Below are 17,765 nucleotides of genomic sequence, written 5' to 3' on the forward strand. Positions count from 1 at the left end.
AACACTGTTTGACATCATTTAACTATGTTTGATGATGTCCGCCGCGGCGATGTGCGCGCCCGTCTACTAGCCAGGAACGGCGCAGCCCGGCTCTCGGCACTGAGCCTCACCCGGTCAGAGCGCAGGACGGTGGCGCTCATGCTGGCTGAGAAGGCGCTGTCCTCCCACCCCGGTCACGTGGTGTCCCTGCCGTCGGCCAAGGCCTTCGTCATCACCTGCCGCCGGCTGGGAGGCGTGGTGAGCTGTGGACACGCGATGAAGCACTACGGCATCCCGCTGAGGACATCACCCGGTGTTCTCCATGTCGCCATCCCGGCGCAGCGAAGCCGCGTTCCCGATGCGATCGGCCGCACGGTGGTCCACCGCGTCAGGGGACTGGCCCTGCCCGAGGACACTCAGCCACCAGTGGCGCAGGTCGAGCAGGCTCTCATCTGCTTCATGCGCTGCGCCGATAAGCTCGATGCCCTCATCGCTCTCGACGGGGCCCTGCGCCTGGGATACACAACCCGCAGTCAGCTGGAATCCGCGTTGCCGGGCCCGCGCAACGCACCGCTGCGCTCCCTGCTCTCCCAGGCCCGCCCGGGGGCGCGCTCCCTGCTGGAGACGATCGCCCGCTACGACCTGAAGCGGGCCGGCTACCACCCCGTCGCGGCGGTCATGGTGGACGGGGTCGGCGAGGTGGATCTGGTGCTCAGCCGAAGGCCTCAGGCGATCGTTCCCGGGCCGGCGAACGGCACTCATGTCCTCACGGCGGCGGCCTGTCCGGCCCTGCTCATCGAGACGGACGGCTACACCTACCACTCCTCCCGCCCGGACTGGCACAGCGACCACCTGCGCGATCAGGCCGCTCTCGCGCGCGGCCACACTCCGCTGCGCCTCACCAGCAACCAGGTAGTGGATCGGGACACGGTGCGGATCGTCTCTTCGGTGGCACGCCGTCTCGGAATCCACCCGGATGTCACTCCTGGCGACTTTTAGGGCGAGTCGAGGAAGGGCCCTGGGCTCCTCTCCCCCTATCTGTGCAGGTCCGCGCCATTCCCTCCTGTCACAGGGTGTCGGCCTCTCCCGGAAAAGTCGCCAATCGTGACACTTCGGTGCCTCCTGCCCCGCGTGGGAGGGCTGCCGGTGGAGTGCGAACACGTGGAAGAATCCACCCATGCGAGACCTCGCCACCCTCCCCAAGGCGCACCTGCACCTGCACTTCACGGGGTCGATGCGCCTGGAGACCCTCATTGAGCTGGCCTCCAGCGCGCGCACGCGCCTGCCCTCGAACTTCCTGGACGGCGACCCCCTGCGCGTGCCCGCTGACCGGCGCGGCTGGTTCCGCTTCCAGCGCGCCTATGACACGGCCCGGGCCCTGGTGCGTACCGAGGAGGTCATGCGCCGCATCGTCCTGGAGGCCGCCCTGGATGACGCCGCCGAGGGCTCGCGCCGCCTGGAGATCCAGGTCGACCCGACCAGCTATGCCCCCTTCGTCGGCGGGATCACCCCGGCTCTGGAGATCATCCTCGATGCCGCCAAGCAGGCCACGACCCTGAGCGGAGTGGAGGTGGCGGTCATTGTGGCGGCCTCCCGGATGCGTCACCCGTTGGACGCCCGCACGCTCGCGCGCCTGGCGGTGCGCTACGCCGGGGATCAGCCGGGCGAGGTGATCGGCTTCGGCCTGTCCAACGATGAGCGCGCGGGGCAGACCTCCTCCTGGGAGCGGGCCTTCGCCATCGCCCGCCGGGGCGGATTGGCCTCCATGCCGCATGGAGGGGAACTCTTAGGGCCCGACCACCTGCGCGAGGTCGTCTCCTCCCTCGGCCCCACACGCCTGGGCCACGGGGTTCGCGCCGGTGAGGACCCCGCCCTGCTGGACGCGATCGTCGCTTCCGGCATCAGCCTCGAGGTCTGCCCCGCCTCCAACGTGAGCCTGGGGGTGTATCACAGCCCCGACGACGTCCCCCTGCGTACGCTCATGAGCCACGGAGCGCAGATCGCCCTGAGCGCCGATGATCCCTTGCTCTTCCAGTCCCGGCTCGTCGACCAGTACGAGATCGCCCGGGCCCTGGGCTGCGACGACGCCGAGCTGGCCGAGCTGGCCCGCGGCTCGATCCGCGCCTGCCTGGCCTCCCCGACGGCGAAGCAGACCTGGTTGGCCGAGGTGGACGCCTGGCTGGCGGCGCCCGACCAGGCTCCAGGAGCGCAGTCCGACGGCCCGGAGGCCAGCGACCTCAAGCCTGACGCGGTTGCGCGCTAGGAGCTAGAACCGGCTGCGAGCACGCCCGGATAAGGACTCTGGGACGCAGGACCACGCCCCAGGAACAGGGACAGTGCCCGCAGCGACCGCTCCCCAGAGCCAGGGGCGTCCACGACGGACCACATATTCGCGCGGCGAACTACGGGGCTGCCGGGGCTTCGGACAGGCGGCCTAGAAGCCGACCTGGACGGGCTCGGGCACGAGGGTGACGCCGAAGCGCTCGCGCACACCAGCCACCACCACATCGCACAGGCACCCCGGGACGTGCTGACACGTCCCGGGGCTGCCGGGGCTTCGGACAGGCGGCCTAGAAGCCGACCTGGACGGGCTCGGGTACGAGGGTGACGCCGTAGCGCTCACGCACTCCGGCCACCACCGCGTCACGCAGGCGCGCCAGGTCCGCCCCGGTCGCGCCGCCCCGGTTGGTCAGTGCCAGCACGTGCTTGGTGGACAACCCGGCCGGTGCGCCGGCCTCCACGGCGAAGCCCTTGCTGAAGCCGGCGTGGTCGATGAGCCAGGCGGCACTGGTCTTGACCAACCCCTCGATGACAGGGGCGGCCTTGGTGCCGAGGACCACCTGCGAGTGGTCGGTGACCGGGAAGCGCGGCGCGTCCTCGGGCAGCTGCTCGGCCTGCTCCGTGGTCAGGATCGGGTTGGTGAAGAAGGAGCCGGCCGACCAGGTGTCGTGGTCGGCGCCGTCCAGCACCATCCCCTTGGAGCGGCGCAGCTCAAGAACCGCCTCACGCAGCTCGCGCTCGGGCACGCGCTCACCCAGCTCGACGCCGAGCGCCCCGGCCAGCTGGGAGTAGGCGATCCGGGAGGACAGGGAGCCCTGCCGCACGGCGAAGGTGGCGTCGAGGACCACCCAGCGCCCAGTCGGCCCCCACAGGCGCCCGCCACCCACCTCGGTGTCGGTGAGGGACTGCTTGAGGCGCGAGTCCCGGTAGGCCAGCCCCAGCTCGCCCAGGGCCAGCCAGACCACTCGGTTGCGCAGTCGGTCCCAGGCGCGCACACTGGCGATGAGCTCGGCGACCTCTGCGCCGTAGGCCCCGATGTTCTGCACGGGGGCGGCGCCCACCGTGCCGGGGATCCCGGACAGGGGCGCGAACCCGGCCCACTGGCTGGCGATGGCCTCGCGCACCAGGTCGTCCCAGGTGGTTCCGGCGGTGGCGGTGACCTCGACGCCGCCGCACACCGAGTCCGAGACGAGTGAGACCTCGGCGCGGGCATCCCGGATGACGAGCCCGTCGAAGCCGGCATCGGAGGCCAGGATGTTGGAGCCGCCGCCGATGACGAGGACGGGCGTACCGGCGGCGTCGGCCTCGCGGATCGCCTCGGTCAGCTCGCTCTGCGTGGTGGCCTCGACGTAGCTGCCCACCGGGCCGCCCACGCGAAGCGTCGTCAGCTCGGCCAGGCTGGTTGGCCGGGCGCCGGAGCCGGGCGTGTGCGCCAGGGCCTGGACGGGTGCGGGCCAGGCGGACGGGTCGACGTCGACGCTCAGCGGAACAGTGCAGTCGCCTGCCACCAGCTGCGGCTCGGCCGACGGCGCAGCCGGCACCGTCGAGCCCTCAGCGGGGGCAGCAGGAGTGCGGTCATCTGGGGTAGTGGTCAACGGAGGTCTCCGCTCTTCCTGATCGGTTCCTCGTGAGACAAGCAGGGCCCCGCTCACACCAGTAGTGTGCACGGAGCCCCGAGACGCGGACGGGCCGCTCGTCTCACTTCTTGTTGCGACGCTGGTGACGCGTCTTGCGAAGCAGCTTGCGGTGCTTCTTCTTGGCCATGCGCTTGCGGCGCTTCTTGATGACGGATCCCATGAGATCTCCTCGAGTTCGCTTGTAGTGCCCGCAGACCCTCCCTGCGGGCCGAGGCAGGCCGGCGAGGGTTATGCCATGGGGCGGTTGGTCGGCGCGTGAGGCTCAGCGGCCGACCACGCAGGTGACCGCCTGAGTGTAGCGGCTCCTAGGACCCTGATGCCTCTGACGCGTCGTGGCCCCAATCACCCAGCCCCGCGGCCAGGTAGTCGTGAACGGCGCGCTCGGGGACGCGGAAGGAGCGCCCGACCTGCATCGCAGGCAGGTCGCCGGAGTGCACCATCCGGTAGACGGTCATCTTGGACACGCGCAGCATCGCCGCCACCTCAGCCACAGTGAGGAACGAGGGGGCGCCGGAGGCGCTGGGGGATGTGGGAAGGCCCGGTGCCATGAGCTTGAGGTCCGTTCGTCGCGGGTGGCCCCGTCGGGGCAGGAACACAGCCAATATATCCCCGCACCAGCCTTCGCACAGGGTTTCTCGGGCCCCATTTACCACAGGCGTCGCATTTCACACTCGGGCACCAATTGTCGCTGCCGCAACCTCACCGAACCACCCCTGATCGGCCCCAGACCCGGCCGTCACGACGGCGGGCACCCGAGCCCACCCACCGGCCCCACTCGAACAGACCCGGCCCACGATGCCGGGAAACGTGACGAAGCCGGGCCAGCGGGACCACAATGGCGACCGTGCCCCAGACAGACACCGCCCAGGAGCCGGAGCCCGGCAGCGGATCCCGCGGCGAGACCCCGACCGGGAAGCGCGGCGCCTCCCAGGCCGGCAGGCGCCGTCAGGCCCACTGGCACGCCCCACTCGTGGGCGTCGTCGGCCATGCGTGGAAGCGCCACAAGAGGCCCCCGAGTTCCAGACAGGGAGCCGACCTCCTCGAGGAGCCATCGCCCCTCCCCCAGCTGCCGGGTACGGAGCTCACCGGGATTCGCCGCCTGCTCCGACACATTGAGCCGCTCGGCCAGATCGCGCGGGCCGCCCGCTTCTACCCGGCCCGACTGGCCGTCATCGTCTTCGCGGCCATCATCGTGGTGGTGACCGGCCTCCTCAGCCTCCCCATCGCCACGACCAGCGGGGAGCACGCCGACTTCCTCGACGCCTTGTTCACCGCCACCTCGGCGGTGTGCGTCACCGGCTTGAGCACGGTGGACACGGCTGCCTACTGGTCCACCTTCGGGCACGTCGTCATCATCCTGGCCGCGGCCGTGGGAGGTCTGGGAGTCATGACCCTGGCCTCCCTGCTGTCCCTGGCGGTGTCCCGGCACGTGGGACTGACTCAGCGGATGCTGGCGGCCTCGGAGAACCAGTCGCGCCTGGGTGAAGTGGGGCGGCTGCTGCGCGCCGTCATCTACACGGCCGCCGGCTGCGAGCTCCTCCTGACACTCATGCTGCTGCCACCCTTCCTCAGCCATGGCCTCGATGTGGGCCACGCCCTGTGGTACGCGGTCTTCATGGCACTGTCGATCTTCAACAACGCCGGCTTCGTCATCATGCCCGAGGGCCTGGAGGCCTACTCCACCGACTGGTGGATCGGCCTGCCGATCATCCTGGGGACCTTCATGGGCGCCGTCGGCTTCCCCGTCATCCTGGACATCATGGGCCGACGCCGCCGTCCCCGCACGTGGAGCCTGCACACCAAGCTGACCCTGACGACCTACCTGGCCCTCACACTCGCCTCGACCATTGCCATCGCCACCTTCGAGTGGAACAACCCGCTCACCTACGGCTCCCTGCCCACGGGCGGAAAGATCATGACCGCGCTCGTCAACGGCGTCAACGCCCGCTCCTCGGGGCTGTCCACGATCCCGCCCGAGCACATGCACGAGGCGACCTGGTTCCTTCAGGACGCCCTCATGTTCGTCGGGGGCGGCTCGGCCTCGACGGCCGGCGGCATCAAGGTGACGACCTTCGCGGTCCTGCTGCTGGCGATTCTCGCCGAGGCCCGCGGCGACCAGGACATCGAGGCCTTCGGGCGGCGCATCACCCCCTCAACCGTGCGCCTGAGCGTGGCGGTGGCCTTCATCGGCTCCAGCATCATCGGTCTGGCCACGCTCCTGCTGCTGCAGATGACCAACCTGTCCCTGGACCGGATTCTCTTCGAGGTCATCAGCGCCTTCGCGACCGTGGGACTGTCCACGGGCATCACGCCCTCCCTGCCGGACGGGGCCAAGTACGTCATCGTGGCGCTCATGTTCGTCGGCCGCGTGGGCACGATGACGGCGGCCAGCGCCCTGGCGCTGCGCGAGCGGCGCCGCGTCATCCGGATGCCCGAGGCCAGCCCGATGATCGGCTAGCGCCCACCGCCCTGCTCTCCGCACTTGCTCACCCGAGAGCCTGCAGGCACCAGGGAGAACGATCAGCTCCCCTCGGGTTTCGGCCCATCCGGCGCGAGCAGCTGCCTGAGAGTGGCGGCCGCGCCCTCCACATCAGCCCGGCCGGTAATGAGCTGCTCGACGATGAGACCGAAGGAGACGCTCTGGATGAGGGAGGCCAGCTGATCGGGACTCAGACGGCAGGAGATCGTCCCCACCCTCTGCCCATTGCGACACAGGCGGGCAAGACCTCCGTGGATGTCCCGGTAGCTCTCCTGGACCAGGACGCTCATCTCGGGATCACGGGTCAGCTCCCCCCAGGCGTGGTAGGCCAGAGGCGCCCAGGAGCTCAGACCGACGTCGTCAGAAACCCCAAGAGCCTCATCCTGCCGGTCCGCCTCTGAGTCAGCTGAGTCAGCTGCAGCGCCGTGCCGCTGATAGTTGAGCAGGGTGAGCGCCTCAATGAAGTCCCGTTCGAAGTCGAGCGGCTCCTCGGACTCGGCGATCCGCTTGATCCGCTCGGCGAGCGGCCCCATGCGCCGGGTCAGGACCGCCCGAATGAGGGATCGCTTGCCCTCGGGGAAGTAGCGGTAGACGGTCGACGACGACATTCCGGCCGCGGCGATGACCTCGTCCATGGAGGCGGCCTGGAAACCGCTGCGCGCGAAGCACTCCTCGGCGGCCTGCAGGATCCGGTCGGTCTGACGCTCCCGATAGGCGGCAGTCACTCGTGGCATGAGTTCAGGATAAGCGACTCAGAGCACACTCCAAATCGAAACGATCGTTGTTGACTAGCCGCCACACACTCCCTAGACTCCCGAACGCAAACGAAAACGATCATTTTGATATGGAGGTCGCAATGACATCCTCAGAGGCATCCGCCCTCAAGGAGCGGACCGAGTCGGCACAAGAGACACAGGAGGAGACGACCGTCATGACCGCGCGGCGCCCCAATCGCCGTGCGGTCATGGTCAGCGCCGTCCTCACCCAGCTGATGATCGTCTTGGACCTGACGATCATCGCCATCGCCCTGCCTCGGATGCAGGAGGACCTGGGAATGACCGTGTCCCAGAGCCCGTGGACGGTCACCGGCTACAGCCTGGCCTTCGGTGGCCTCGTGCTCTTCGGGGGAAGGCTCTGCGCCGTGGCGGGTATCCGCCGCTCCTACCAGGTAGGACTGATCGGCTTCGGGGTCGCCAGCCTCGCAGCCGGGATGGCGACCTCCTTCCCCATCCTGCTGGTGGCCCGCGTGGCCCAGGGCTGCTTCGGCGCCCTGCTGGCCCCCACCTCACAGGCACTGCTCAACGTCACCTTCACGGAGCGCACCGAGCGCGAGCGGGTCTTCGCCATCTTCGGTGCCACTGCCGGACTGGGCGCAGCCATCGGACTACTCGTCGGCGGGGCCCTGACCGACTGGTTCAGCTGGCGCTGGGCCCTCTACATCAACATCCTCCTGGCCGCTGCCGCTCTGCTCATCGGGCAGCGCAGCCTTCCACCAGCCGATCAGCGCGATCGCAGCTCGCGCATCGCTGATGACCTGAGCGGCCTGGTTCTGGGCTGTGGAGCCTGCTTCAGTGCCGTCTACGGGCTCGACCGGGCCCAGCAGACCTCCTGGACCTCGACGTCGACCGTCAGCTGGCTGGCCCTCGGCGGTATCGCCGCACTGCTGTTCGTGGTCCGCGAGCACTTCGCAAGCCGCCCGGTGCTGCCCCTGTCGATGATGGCGATGCCCGTGCGGGCGGCCTCCTACGCCACCCAGTTCATCGCCGGCGCCGCACAGATGGGCGCGATCATCTACCTGACCTACTACATGCAGAACCACCTCGGCTACTCGCCCTTCAAGAGCGGAGTCGTCTTCCTCCCGATGGTCTTCGCCCTGATCGCGACCGCGATCCCGGCCGGCCGCGTCATCGTGCCCAGGCTCGGGGCGCGCGGCACCCTGCCCCTGGGGGTGGCGGTACTGGCCGGTTCCTTCCTCATCCTCTCGCGCATGACGACGGATTCGACCTACTCCCAGGTCGCCCTGCCCGGCCTCATCGTCTTCGGGATCGGCTTGGGGCTGACGATGCCGGTCACCTTCAACTCCGGCACGCGCGGGGTGGACGCGAAGCGGACCGGGCTGGCCTCAGCGATCCTGAGCGCGGCCCAGCAGATCGGCGGTTCCTTCGGAGTGGCACTCATGACCTCTTACGCCACCCAGCACGCCGAGGACTACGTGACCGAGCACACCGAGGAGGTCAAGGCGGCCGCCATGGAGGCAATGATGCGGGCTCAGGCCCTGCCGCAGTCGCCCGCAGGCAAGCGGATCATCGAGTCCCTCAAGGCCGAGCTGATCGACCGGGCTCAGATCGAGGCCTACTCCGGCGGCTTCTCGATGATGGCCTGGGTCCTGGCCGGCGCCGTCGTCATCCTCGTGGCCTGTGGGATCGGCTTGAGCCTCCGCCGTCGCCGCAGGCGGTAGCGTAGGGGCCACTGCCTCACGGCCGACCTCAGGAGACCTCATGCCTGCCCCGCTCTCGCGCACTGACTCCACGCTCGTCATCGGGCTGGGACGCTTCGGCTCGGCCGTGGCCGCCACCCTGGACCGGCTGGGGCGCGAGGTGCTGGCCGTGGAGGCCAATCCCGCCACCGTGCGCCGGTGGACCGGCCGCATCCCCTTGGTGGAGGCCGACGCCACGGACGTGGAGGCCCTGGAGCAGCTGGGCGCCACCGAGTTCGGCACCGCGGTCGTGGGGGTGGCGACCTCCCTGGAGGCCTCCGTGCTCATCACCGGCAACCTCGTGGACCTGGAGACCCCCCAGATCTGGGCCAAGGCGATCTCCCGCGCCCACGGCCGCATCCTGCGCCGCATCGGCGCCCATCACGTCGTCTACCCCGAGTTCGACGCCGGTCAGCGGGCCGCCCACCTCGTCTCGGGCCGCATGCTCGACTACATCGAGATGGAGAAGGGCGGCTTCACCATCGTCAAGATGCGTCCGCCCACGGAGCTGCACGGCTTCACCATCGGCCAGTCCAAGGTGCGCTCGCGCTACGGGGTGACCGTCTTCGGTCTCATGAGCCCGGGCGAGCCCTTCGAGTACGCCACCCCGGACACCCTGGTGTCGGCCGAGGACGTGCTCGTCGTCGGCGGGGACGCCGCCCTCCTGGAGCGCTTCGCCAACCGCGCATGAGCCGGCCGGGCACCCCCTGACCCAACGACGCGCGTCAGAAGTGCGTCAGAAGGCGGCCACCTGGGAGCGCTTGGCCTCGGCGGCGCCGTCGGCCTCAGCGGCCACGGCCTGAAGATCCTTGCCGATCCCGGCGGCGCCGTAGGCGCCGAGCAGCCCCTCGACGAAGGGCGCCGCCGACAGGCGCGTCCGCTCAGCGAGGGCCGGCTCGAGCATCTCCAGAGCCATCTCGGCGCTCATGATCCCGCTGCCCAGGTCAGCCAGGACCAGGACGCCCTCGCAGCGCTCGGCCAGGCGCTCCACGGCCTCGACGACAGCCCCGGGGTCGGTACCCAGCCCACCGTCGGCCAGGCCCGCGGCCAGCTCGACGGGGACGTCGACGGCCACGATGAGCCGGCGCGCCAGGTCCATGGCGGCCTCGGCCAGGGCCCGGGAGTGGGAGACCAGGACGATGCCGACGCTCACGGCACTCACGACGCTCTCCCTGCCACGACGTCGTCGAGGGCTGTCAGCAGCAGGACGGTGGAGGCGGCACCGGGGTCGATGTGCCCCACCGAGCGCTCCCCCAGGTAGGAGGCCCGTCCCTTGGTGGCCACCATGGGCTTGGTGGCCTCGCGCCCCTCGGCGGCGGCCTGCGCGGCGGCCGCGACGCCGGCGGCGAGGTCGCCGGGGTGGGCGCGCAGGGCCTCCAGGGCCGGGCTCCAGGCATCGAGCATGGTCTTCTCCCCCGTGGTGGCCCGCCCCCGTGCGGCGAGTCCGCCGACCCCGGCCTCCAGGGCGCCCGCGAGCGCCTGGGCGTCGAGCACCTCCAGGCCGGCCACGGCGCCCCCGGCGCGCAGGAAGAAGGTGCCGTACAGGGGCCCGGAGGCGCCCCCGACGGTGGAGACCAGGGTGGTGCCGACCTTCTTGAGCAGGACGTCGGCGCTGGCGAAGCTACCGGCCTCCACAGCCTCGGCGGCGGCGGCCAGGCCGCGCTTCATGTTGGTGCCGTGGTCAGCGTCACCGATGGCGGCGTCCAGGTCGGTGAGCTCCTCGGCGTGCTCGGCGATAAGTGCGGCGCTGCGGCGCACCCAGGTAGCCAGGTCCGCCACGCTCAGCGAGTGGCGGGCGGCTCCCACCTCTGCGGTCATATCGCTTCTCCTTCAGTGTCCTTGGGGTGCCCGCAGGTGATCGGGCCCCCCGATTGTGTCAGGTCCTCACGCTCCCCAGCGCAGGCCAGGGGTGTTGACCGGGGCGTCCCACAGGCTCAGCATCTCCGCGTCGGCGCGCACCAGGGTCAGGGAGCAGCCGGCCATGTCAAGGCTGGTGATGTAGTTGCCCACGAGGTTGCGGGCCACGGTGATCCCGGCGTCTTCAAGGAGGCGGGCGATCTCGCCGTACATGAGGTAGAGCTCGAGCAGCGGGGTGGCGCCCATGCCGTTGACCATGGCGATGACACCCTCGTCGGCGCCGACGCTCTCCAGCTCGGTAAGCGCGGTGAGCTCAGCCAGGATGGGGGTGACGAGGCGCTCGGCGATCTCGGCGGCGGGGGCAGTCCTCTCGCGGTGGCGTCCGGGCTCGCCGTGGATGCCGATACCGATCTCCATCTCGCCCTCGGGCAGGTCGAAGGAGGGCTTGCCGTTGGCCGGGACGGTGCAGGAGGTCAGGGCCATCCCCATGGACCTGCCGGCGGCGTTGACGCGTGCGGCGATACCGGCGACCTCATCCAGCGGGCGTCCCTGCTCGGCGGCGGCGCCGGCGATCTTCTCCACCATGACGGTCACGCCCACGCCGCGGCGCCCGGCGGTGTAGAGGGAGTCCTCGACGGCGACGTCGTCGTTGGTGACGACGCTGGCGACCTGGATACCGGACTCGGCCTCGACGATCTCGGCGGCCATCTCGAAGTTCATGACGTCGCCGGTGTAGTTTTTGACGATGTGCAGCACGCCGGCTCCACGGTCGACGGCGCTGGTGGCGGCCACCATCTGGTCGGGGACCGGGGAGGTGAAGATCTCGCCGGCACAGGCGGCGTCGAGCATGCCGGTGCCCACGAAGCCACCGTGGAGGGGCTCGTGCCCGCTGCCTCCTCCGGAGATGATGGCGACCTTGCCCTGCTCCTTGGGGCGGCGGCGGTAGACGATGTGCTGGTCAAGGTCGATGTCGAGCTCGTGGGGATGGGCTGCGGCCATGCCCCGCAGGGCGTCCGTGACCACGTTGTCAACGGCGTTGATGAGTTTCTTCATGGCGCTGACGCTACCGCGCCACGGGCCCTCATGGGGCGGAGAGCAGGATCTTGGACCGTGCACGTCGGTGCAGCCCGCTGCATCATTCCGGACCGAAGACGCGCTGAGGCGACCGGGCGGGTGTCTGCCGGAGACGCGGCCTGCCGGCCTACTGCCCCGCCGGCGCCGCCCCACCCGCCTCAACGTGAGCCCGGCCACCGCTCGGCCTGGGCGTCACCCGCAGAGATTCTGGGGACTATCTGGGGAGGTCCTTTTTTCGCGGCACCACCGAGTCGATAACGGGCAGGATAGGGGCATGGATCTGTCCGTCGTCGCCGTCGTGGCCACTATTGCAGCCGGTGTCTCCATCCTGGTCGCTGTTGCCGCCGTCTTCGCTGCACGGCGCTCGACGGCGCATGCGGACCTGGCGCTCAAGGAGGCGTCACGGATCTCCCGGGCGAGCATCTCGCGGATCAACGAGGTCCAGTCCGAGGCCAGCTCGGCCCGCCTGGCGGCGCGTCACGCCGCCGAGCGGCTGCGCTCAATGACCAAGGAGCGCACGACCCCCGACAGCGTCGCCGCCTACCGGGTCTTCCTGCGCGAGGTCGTCGAGGACTCCAAGCACCTGCTGGGCCCCGAGGGCACCGGGACGATGAAGAACGAGGCACTGGACCGCCTGCGGGTGGGGGCCCTGGTGGGCGGCTCGGACGAGGTGCTGCGCGCCATGCGCAACTTCGCCCTCCTGCGCACCCAACGGCCCGAGGCCCCGTGGCCCAGTGCCTACGCCATGGCCTACGCGCGTCTGGAGTCGGACCTGGTCACCGCGATCCGCAACGACCTGGGATCCTCCGAGGAGTCCCTGACCGCCGACCAGATCTGGGGCGCCGTCAACGCTCGCTGCGTCGACCCCGCCTTCCGGCTGGCCCTGCTCAGCCCTCTGGAGGACGTGCTGCGCAACGCCGGACAGGACCCGACCCACTACGACCTGGACCACATCGCCAAGTTCGCCGACTACCCGAGCCCCGCCTCCCCCGTCGGGGCCACCCGGGCCAGTGGGGTCGCTGGGAACACCGGGCTCACGAGGGCCGTGCCCTCCGGGGACGGTGCCCGCGCCTCCGGCCCCGAGCCCCGACGACGCTCGCGACGGGCGCGCAGCCGGGCGGAGCGGAGAGCCGCGGAGGCGACCCCCAGGCCGGCCGCCACCGCCCTGTCCGACGCCGACGTCGTCTGGCCTCCGCTCACTCCCGGGCGGACCTCAGCACGTGAGGATCGGCCCCAGCAGTCCCTGGCGAGCCCAGCGAGCCCGACGAGCCACCGGTCGCCCGAGGCACGCAGGCCCGTCTTCGAGGACCCGACTCCCAGCCGCATCTCCCGGCGTCGACGCGCTCAGGCCGCTCTGACCGGTTCGTCCATGCAGGCGGCCGCGGCTCCTGACGCGGTCACGGTCACGGGGACGGCTTCGCCCCTGCCCGCCTCCGTGGCTCCGACCTCGGGTGCCTCGACGGCCTCGGCCAACACCGTGGAGACCGAGCCCGTCCTCGCCTCGACTCCCCCTGGGACGCAGATCGGGCGCCACGCCACCGAGGCACCCACGTCACCGCTCGCAGCCGGCGCGGCCGCCGACACTGCACCGACGAGGCCCCAGCCGGCCCAGCCGCTCCCCGACTACACCGGCGCCCCGGCGGACCCGCCACCCGAGGGCCAGGTCGGGTCACCGGTGAGGGCCGCGGCAGTATCCGTGCAGACCGTCGCGGTACCCACGGGCCCCCAGCCCTCCACAGTTGCCACCGCGGGCCCTGCTACGACCACCGGGCCGGCAGGGGCCGGCTACGGAATCCTTCCATCTCAGGGCACGCCCCAGGCTCCCGTGACGGCGCCGGGAGGCACCAGCCTCCCCGTACCCGACCCGTCGGGTCTGCCCGTCCTCACTGCGTCCCCGCATGCCGATCAGTCCTCCGCAGTGGCTGCCGCCGCAGCCGTCCCCGCCGACGCCGTCGGATCCCACCGGGCAGCAGCCGTCATGGCGAGCACAGCCGGCACTACAGGTACAGCTGTCCCGGCCAGCCCTGAGCACGGGGCCGATCCCGCGATGCAGGAGACCATGACCATTCCCACCAACCCCTCTGCTGCGACGGCCATCCCGACGGCGACGTCCTGGTCCTCGGCTGCACCGTCCCTGCAGGACTCCGGTCAGCTGCCACGAGCCCGCGGCGCCTGAGTCCAACCGGGTTGTTCTTCCCATCCCAACCCGGCTTCACCTCCCGGCCTGCGTGGCAGAATCCAGGTGTCGGAGGCCGTGGGGCCTGCGCGGAAGGGAGCTGGTGTGGGCGTCTTCGCCTGGTGCGCGATCATCGGCTGCACCGTCCTGGTGGCCGGCATCCTCTTCGACGGGCTGCTGGACGCCCTCCTGCCTGATGGGCTCGTGCCGATCCTCGCTCTGCCGGTGGCCGTGTTCGGCGCCATCGGCATGGGAGTGACGGCGACATCGGGCTCGGCCGCGGCGCAGGTACCGACGGTGGTGCTGTGGGGCGTTCCCTCCGCGGCGGCCGTCGCGTCCGGGGCGCTCATGCGCTGGCTGTGGAACCGGCTCAGGCGCTCCATGCCGTTGAACACGGCTCCTCCCACTGCCGCAGAGCTGGTCGGTGAGAAGGTCACCGTCCTGTGGTGGAAGGACGGCAGCGGCGAAGTTCGTGCCATCACGCGCGGCCACCAGCTCACCTTGCCGGCGCGCTCCGAGCAGCCGCTGCACTCGGGGCAGAGCGCCTGGGTGCTCGACGCCGTCGACTCCACCCTGGACATCGCCCCCTGGGAGCAGATCAGCAGCTGAGCCCACCGGGAGCCGCTGACCGATCGCACGCCCCACCCGTTGCTCACGCCGTCTGCCCACCATCCTCCTTCATCCCCTCTCCCCGCATAGAAAGGAACCCGCATGGGTGCATCAATCATCGGCCTGATCGTCATCGTCGCCATCATCGTGCTCGCGGCGGTCGCCTACCTGTTCAGCCGCATCGTCGTCGTCCCCTCCAACCTCACTGGTCTGATCTCCGGATCCAACCGGGGAACGGTCAAGATCATCCACCCTGGCGGGCGTGACTTCGTCCTGCCGGTCATCCAGTCCATCCAGTACCTGCCCTTCACCCAGACCACGATCGGCTTCAAGGTCACCGCCGAGGACGAGAACAAGATCCACGTCAACGTCGCCGCCGTGGCCGCCGTCAAGGTGGGCGACTCCGACGAGCAGGTGCGCGCCGCCGCCAAGCGCTTCCTGGGCAAGCCCAACACGGACCAGGCCATCGCCGACTCCGCCCGCGAGGCGCTCATCGGCTCCCTGCGCTCGATCATCGGCCACATGACGGTCACCGACCTCATCTCCGACCGCGACGCCCTGCAGCGCAACGTCTTCGACGACGCCAAGAGCATCATGGCCAACATGGGTCTGGAGATCGACATGCTCCAGGTCTCCGAGATCACCGACGCCGGCGGTTACATCGAGTCCCTGGGCGTGCCCGAGCAGCAGCGCGTCGAGAAGGACGCCCGCATCGCGCGGGCCAACGCCGAGCGTGAGGCCCGCGACGCCGAGGTCACCTCCCGCCAGCAGATCGCCGAGCGCGAGCGCGACCTGTCCCTGCGTCAGGCCCAGCTCAAGGCCGAGACGGACAAGGCCCAGGCCGACGCCGACTCCGCCGGCCCGATCGCCCGCGCCGCCAAGGAGCGAGAGATCGCCATCATCGGGCAGGAGGCGGCCGAGGCCAAGGCTGCCCTGACCGAGCGCGAGCTGGACTCCACGGTGCGCAAGCCCGCCGACGCCGCCCGCTACCAGCGCGAGCAGGAGGCTCAGGCCTCCAAGACCGAGGCGCTGCTGCGGGCCCAGGCCGACGCCGAGCGCACCCGTCTGGACGCCGAGGCCCAGGCTCAGGCCACCGTGGCCCGCGCCGAGGCCGAGGCCAAGGCGACCGCCGCCCGGGCCCGCGCCGAGGCCGAGGCCATCGCGGCCCGAGGCCAGGCCGAGGCCGACACGATCCGTGCCGCCGGTGAGGCCGAGGCCAAGGCCATGAGCGACAAGGCGGACGCCCTGGCCAAGTACGGCGAGGCCGCCACCCGCCAGATGCTGCTGGACAAGGCCCCCGAGATCGCCAGGGCCCTGAGCGAGCCGCTGGCCAGCGTGCGCGACCTGTCGATCATCTCCACCGAGGGCGCCTCCGCCCTGCCCAAGGCGGTGGCCAACAACGTCGAGCAGCTCGATCTCATCCTGCGCAGCCTCGTGGGCACCGGACTGACAGACATGGTGGGCGGCCACCTGCCGGGCTCGGACGCCTCTGCTGACCACGCCGACCGCGCCAACCAGGACGGCGGCGATCCGGTCGACGTCGTCGAGCAGCCGGCGCACTGACGCTGACGCGCCTCAGACCGAGAGAGCACCCACGTGGCCGGGTGCGGGACGTCTCCACCGCCCGCACCCGGCCACGTAGCACGCTCCCGTCACTCCATACCGCCAGCGGGCAGGTCACCAGCACCGGCACATGCGGCGACGGGTTCGTCCGCCTCGGCCCGCGGTCGCTGACGGCCTCGAAGCGCCGGGGCGCTCAGATGTCCTCGAGGGTCTCCCCCTTGGTCTCGCGGGCCATCAGGTAGATCAGGCCCCCCAGGACCAGCATGGCCGCGAAGAAGAGGAAGGCCGGGAAGACGGCCGCCAGCGGGTGCGCCAGATCCTGAAGACTGCCGGAGCCGATCATCGCCCCCATGAGCAGCGGCCCGACGATCTTCGCGCTCGCGCCGATGCCGTAGCCCAGGCCCAGGCCGGTCCCCCGGGCGTCGTTGGGGAACTGCTCGCCGCCGAAGGCGTTGAGGATCCCGAAGGCACCGTCGCCGAAGCCCATCGTGAGGCAGATGCCGGTGAAGAAGACGATCCACGAGGTCTCCCAGTGGGCGGAGAAGGCCACGATGACCGCTCCGAGCGCCCCGAGGATCCCGAAGGAGAACAACGTCCAGCGCCGCCCGATCCGGTCGGCGAGCCAGGCCGAGGCCAGGCGCCCGAGCAGATCCACCAGGGAGACGCCCATGAAGAGCGTCCCCACGGCGTCGGCGCCGATGTCGGTGAAGCCGACCTCCAGGAGTGTCTGCCCCCAGGACTGCACGGTGAAGGAGCCCAGGATGAAGCAGAAGGAGCCGACCGAGACGATGAGCAGGGGCCGCAGGTGCTTGCGCAGCAGCTCGCTGTAGGCGATGCGCGGCCCGGTCCGCACCGGCGGCAGGGCTCCGACGTCGTTGGGGCTCAGCTCCAGGGCCCAGGCGATGGACTCGCGGGCCTCGCGCTCGCGGCCGTGGGAGAGCAGGAAGCGGGGCGACTCGGGGACGATCCGGATCCAAGCCAGCAGGAGGATCGGGACGACCCCCAGCGCAATGAGGCCGCGCCAGTTGTCGTGCAGGACCCGCTGCGCCAGCGAACCCAGGAAGAGCCCCAGCGGGATGAACACCGAGCCGAGCCCGGCCAGCAGGCCCCGCTGCCTGGTGGGCACGAACTCCTGGACGTAGGGGATGGAGACGATGTTGAGGCCCCCGACGCCCACTCCGACCAGCACCCGCAGCAGGGCCAGCATCATCCACCAGCCGGTGGGGGTGAACACCGAGGCCAGGGTGAAGACGGTGAAGAGCAGGACACACCAGAAGAAGGTGCGTCGTCGGCCCATCCGGTCGGCGGCCCGGCCCCACAGGACCGAGCCGAGCACTGTGCCCAGCCCGGAGCAGGCCAGGATGACACCGGTCTCGAAGCCGCCCAGGCTCCACTCCTTCTGAAGCTGGACGACGGCGAAGCCGATGAGGAACATGTCGAAGAACTCAGAGATGTTGGCGACAATCGCCAGAGCGATGATGCTTCGCTGATGGCCCGTCAGGGGCCGGGAGTCGATCTGCTCCAAAGCGCTGCCGTGCTCCACCGACAGCGTCGCGCGTCCTCTTGCTGTACCCATATGCGGCCCAATCTACGGGCAAGGACCACCGCGTCCGGGAACAGCCCCCGAGTGTGAGA

Annotated in this window: 16 protein-coding genes; 8 read left to right on the forward strand and 8 right to left on the reverse strand. The window is 70.4% G+C overall.

All coding sequences use genetic code 11. The features are described from left to right. Nucleotides 1-24: 24 nt before the first annotated feature. A complete protein-coding gene (locus AXE84_RS02320) occupies nt 25-978 on the forward strand; it encodes a hypothetical protein (RefSeq protein WP_060956679.1) in 954 nt (317 codons plus the stop codon). 178 nt (nt 979-1,156) lie between these two features. After that, nucleotides 1,157-2,242, forward strand: coding sequence for an adenosine deaminase (locus AXE84_RS02325; protein ID WP_060956680.1), 1,086 nt, complete (start codon nt 1,157-1,159; stop codon nt 2,240-2,242). Nucleotides 2,243-2,549: 307 nt separating this feature from the next. Here the strand turns inward: AXE84_RS02325 and AXE84_RS02330 are convergent, their stop codons facing one another. The 3 genes from AXE84_RS02330 to AXE84_RS02335 all read right to left on the reverse strand — a co-directional run bounded on the left by AXE84_RS02330 (nt 2,550) and on the right by AXE84_RS02335 (nt 4,444). Beyond that, on the reverse strand, nt 2,550-3,854 hold the full coding sequence (locus AXE84_RS02330; RefSeq protein WP_060956681.1) for a UDP-N-acetylmuramate dehydrogenase: 1,305 nt from the start codon (nt 3,852-3,854) through the stop codon (nt 2,550-2,552). A gap of 103 nt (nt 3,855-3,957) precedes the next feature. Beyond that, on the reverse strand, nt 3,958-4,056 hold the full coding sequence (locus AXE84_RS12380) for a 30S ribosomal protein bS22 (RefSeq protein WP_003792170.1): 99 nt from the start codon (nt 4,054-4,056) through the stop codon (nt 3,958-3,960). A gap of 145 nt (nt 4,057-4,201) precedes the next feature. Then, nucleotides 4,202-4,444: a helix-turn-helix domain-containing protein gene (locus AXE84_RS02335; protein ID WP_009394114.1), complete on the reverse strand. Its 243-nt coding sequence runs from the start codon at nt 4,442-4,444 to the stop codon at nt 4,202-4,204. A 287-nt stretch (nt 4,445-4,731) separates the two neighbouring features. Here AXE84_RS02335 and AXE84_RS02340 point away from each other — a divergent pair, with 287 nt between their 5' ends. Then, nucleotides 4,732-6,354, forward strand: a complete 1,623-nt coding sequence (locus AXE84_RS02340; RefSeq protein WP_060956682.1) for a TrkH family potassium uptake protein — start codon at nt 4,732-4,734, stop codon at nt 6,352-6,354. Between the two features lie 62 nt (nt 6,355-6,416). On the opposite strand, the gene AXE84_RS02345 is transcribed toward AXE84_RS02340, so the two are convergent. Beyond that, nucleotides 6,417-7,109, reverse strand: coding sequence for a TetR/AcrR family transcriptional regulator (locus AXE84_RS02345; RefSeq protein ID WP_060956683.1), 693 nt, complete (start codon nt 7,107-7,109; stop codon nt 6,417-6,419). A gap of 122 nt (nt 7,110-7,231) precedes the next feature. On the opposite strand from AXE84_RS02345, the gene AXE84_RS02350 reads away from it, so the two are divergent. Together AXE84_RS02350 and AXE84_RS02355 are read left to right on the forward strand one after the other, a co-directional pair. Then, nucleotides 7,232-8,833, forward strand: coding sequence for an MFS transporter (locus AXE84_RS02350; protein WP_060956684.1), 1,602 nt, complete (start codon nt 7,232-7,234; stop codon nt 8,831-8,833). Between the two features lie 40 nt (nt 8,834-8,873). Then, nucleotides 8,874-9,542, forward strand: a complete 669-nt coding sequence (locus AXE84_RS02355; RefSeq protein ID WP_060956685.1) for a potassium channel family protein — start codon at nt 8,874-8,876, stop codon at nt 9,540-9,542. Nucleotides 9,543-9,587: 45 nt separating this feature from the next. Here the strand turns inward: AXE84_RS02355 and dhaM are convergent, their stop codons facing one another. From dhaM to dhaK, 3 genes are all read right to left on the reverse strand, one after another. Then, entirely contained in the window at nt 9,588-10,013 is a 426-nt protein-coding gene (gene dhaM / locus AXE84_RS02360; RefSeq protein WP_060956686.1) for a dihydroxyacetone kinase phosphoryl donor subunit DhaM, read from the reverse strand. Then, entirely contained in the window at nt 10,010-10,669 is a 660-nt protein-coding gene (gene dhaL, locus AXE84_RS02365) for a dihydroxyacetone kinase subunit DhaL (RefSeq protein WP_060956687.1), read from the reverse strand. Before dhaL ends, dhaM begins: the two co-directional genes overlap by 4 nt. 66 nt (nt 10,670-10,735) lie before the next feature. Then, a complete protein-coding gene (dhaK, locus tag AXE84_RS02370) occupies nt 10,736-11,761 on the reverse strand; it encodes a dihydroxyacetone kinase subunit DhaK (RefSeq protein WP_060956688.1) in 1,026 nt (341 codons plus the stop codon). Nucleotides 11,762-12,056: 295 nt separating this feature from the next. Here dhaK and AXE84_RS13150 point away from each other — a divergent pair, with 295 nt between their 5' ends. From AXE84_RS13150 to AXE84_RS02390, 3 genes are all read left to right on the forward strand, one after another. Beyond that, a complete protein-coding gene (locus AXE84_RS13150) occupies nt 12,057-13,958 on the forward strand; it encodes a hypothetical protein (RefSeq protein ID WP_236750105.1) in 1,902 nt (633 codons plus the stop codon). Between the two features lie 105 nt (nt 13,959-14,063). Beyond that, entirely contained in the window at nt 14,064-14,567 is a 504-nt protein-coding gene (locus tag AXE84_RS02385) for a nodulation protein NfeD (RefSeq protein ID WP_060956689.1), read from the forward strand. 102 nt (nt 14,568-14,669) lie between these two features. Beyond that, nucleotides 14,670-16,130 (forward strand): flotillin family protein, encoded by a 1,461-nt coding sequence (locus AXE84_RS02390; protein ID WP_060956690.1) that lies wholly within the window; start codon nt 14,670-14,672, stop codon nt 16,128-16,130. 193 nt (nt 16,131-16,323) lie between these two features. Here the strand turns inward: AXE84_RS02390 and AXE84_RS02395 are convergent, their stop codons facing one another. Next, nucleotides 16,324-17,706 carry an MFS transporter gene (locus tag AXE84_RS02395; protein WP_060956691.1) on the reverse strand — a complete coding sequence of 461 codons (1,383 nt, stop codon included), beginning with the start codon at nt 17,704-17,706 and terminating at the stop codon, nt 16,324-16,326. Nucleotides 17,707-17,765: the final 59 nt, after the last annotated feature.

This window comes from Actinomyces oris, from assembly GCF_001553935.1.
Taxonomy (GTDB): Bacteria; Actinomycetota; Actinomycetes; order Actinomycetales; family Actinomycetaceae; genus Actinomyces; species Actinomyces oris_A.

Coding starts and splice junctions, on each gene's coding strand:
- AXE84_RS12380 (WP_003792170.1), bottom strand. CDS start 4,056: ATGGGATCCGTCATCAAGAAGCGCCGCAAGCGCATGGCCAAGAAGAAG.
- AXE84_RS02395 (WP_060956691.1), bottom strand. CDS start 17,706: ATGGGTACAGCAAGAGGACGCGCGACGCTGTCGGTGGAGCACGGCAGC.
- AXE84_RS02335 (WP_009394114.1), bottom strand. CDS start 4,444: ATGGCACCGGGCCTTCCCACATCCCCCAGCGCCTCCGGCGCCCCCTCG.
- AXE84_RS02320 (WP_060956679.1), top strand. CDS start 25: ATGTTTGATGATGTCCGCCGCGGCGATGTGCGCGCCCGTCTACTAGCC.
- AXE84_RS13150 (WP_236750105.1), top strand. CDS start 12,057: ATGGATCTGTCCGTCGTCGCCGTCGTGGCCACTATTGCAGCCGGTGTC.
- dhaK (WP_060956688.1), bottom strand. CDS start 11,761: ATGAAGAAACTCATCAACGCCGTTGACAACGTGGTCACGGACGCCCTG.
- AXE84_RS02340 (WP_060956682.1), top strand. CDS start 4,732: ATGGCGACCGTGCCCCAGACAGACACCGCCCAGGAGCCGGAGCCCGGC.
- dhaL (WP_060956687.1), bottom strand. CDS start 10,669: ATGACCGCAGAGGTGGGAGCCGCCCGCCACTCGCTGAGCGTGGCGGAC.
- AXE84_RS02325 (WP_060956680.1), top strand. CDS start 1,157: ATGCGAGACCTCGCCACCCTCCCCAAGGCGCACCTGCACCTGCACTTC.
- AXE84_RS02345 (WP_060956683.1), bottom strand. CDS start 7,109: ATGCCACGAGTGACTGCCGCCTATCGGGAGCGTCAGACCGACCGGATC.
- AXE84_RS02390 (WP_060956690.1), top strand. CDS start 14,670: ATGGGTGCATCAATCATCGGCCTGATCGTCATCGTCGCCATCATCGTG.
- AXE84_RS02355 (WP_060956685.1), top strand. CDS start 8,874: ATGCCTGCCCCGCTCTCGCGCACTGACTCCACGCTCGTCATCGGGCTG.
- AXE84_RS02350 (WP_060956684.1), top strand. CDS start 7,232: ATGACATCCTCAGAGGCATCCGCCCTCAAGGAGCGGACCGAGTCGGCA.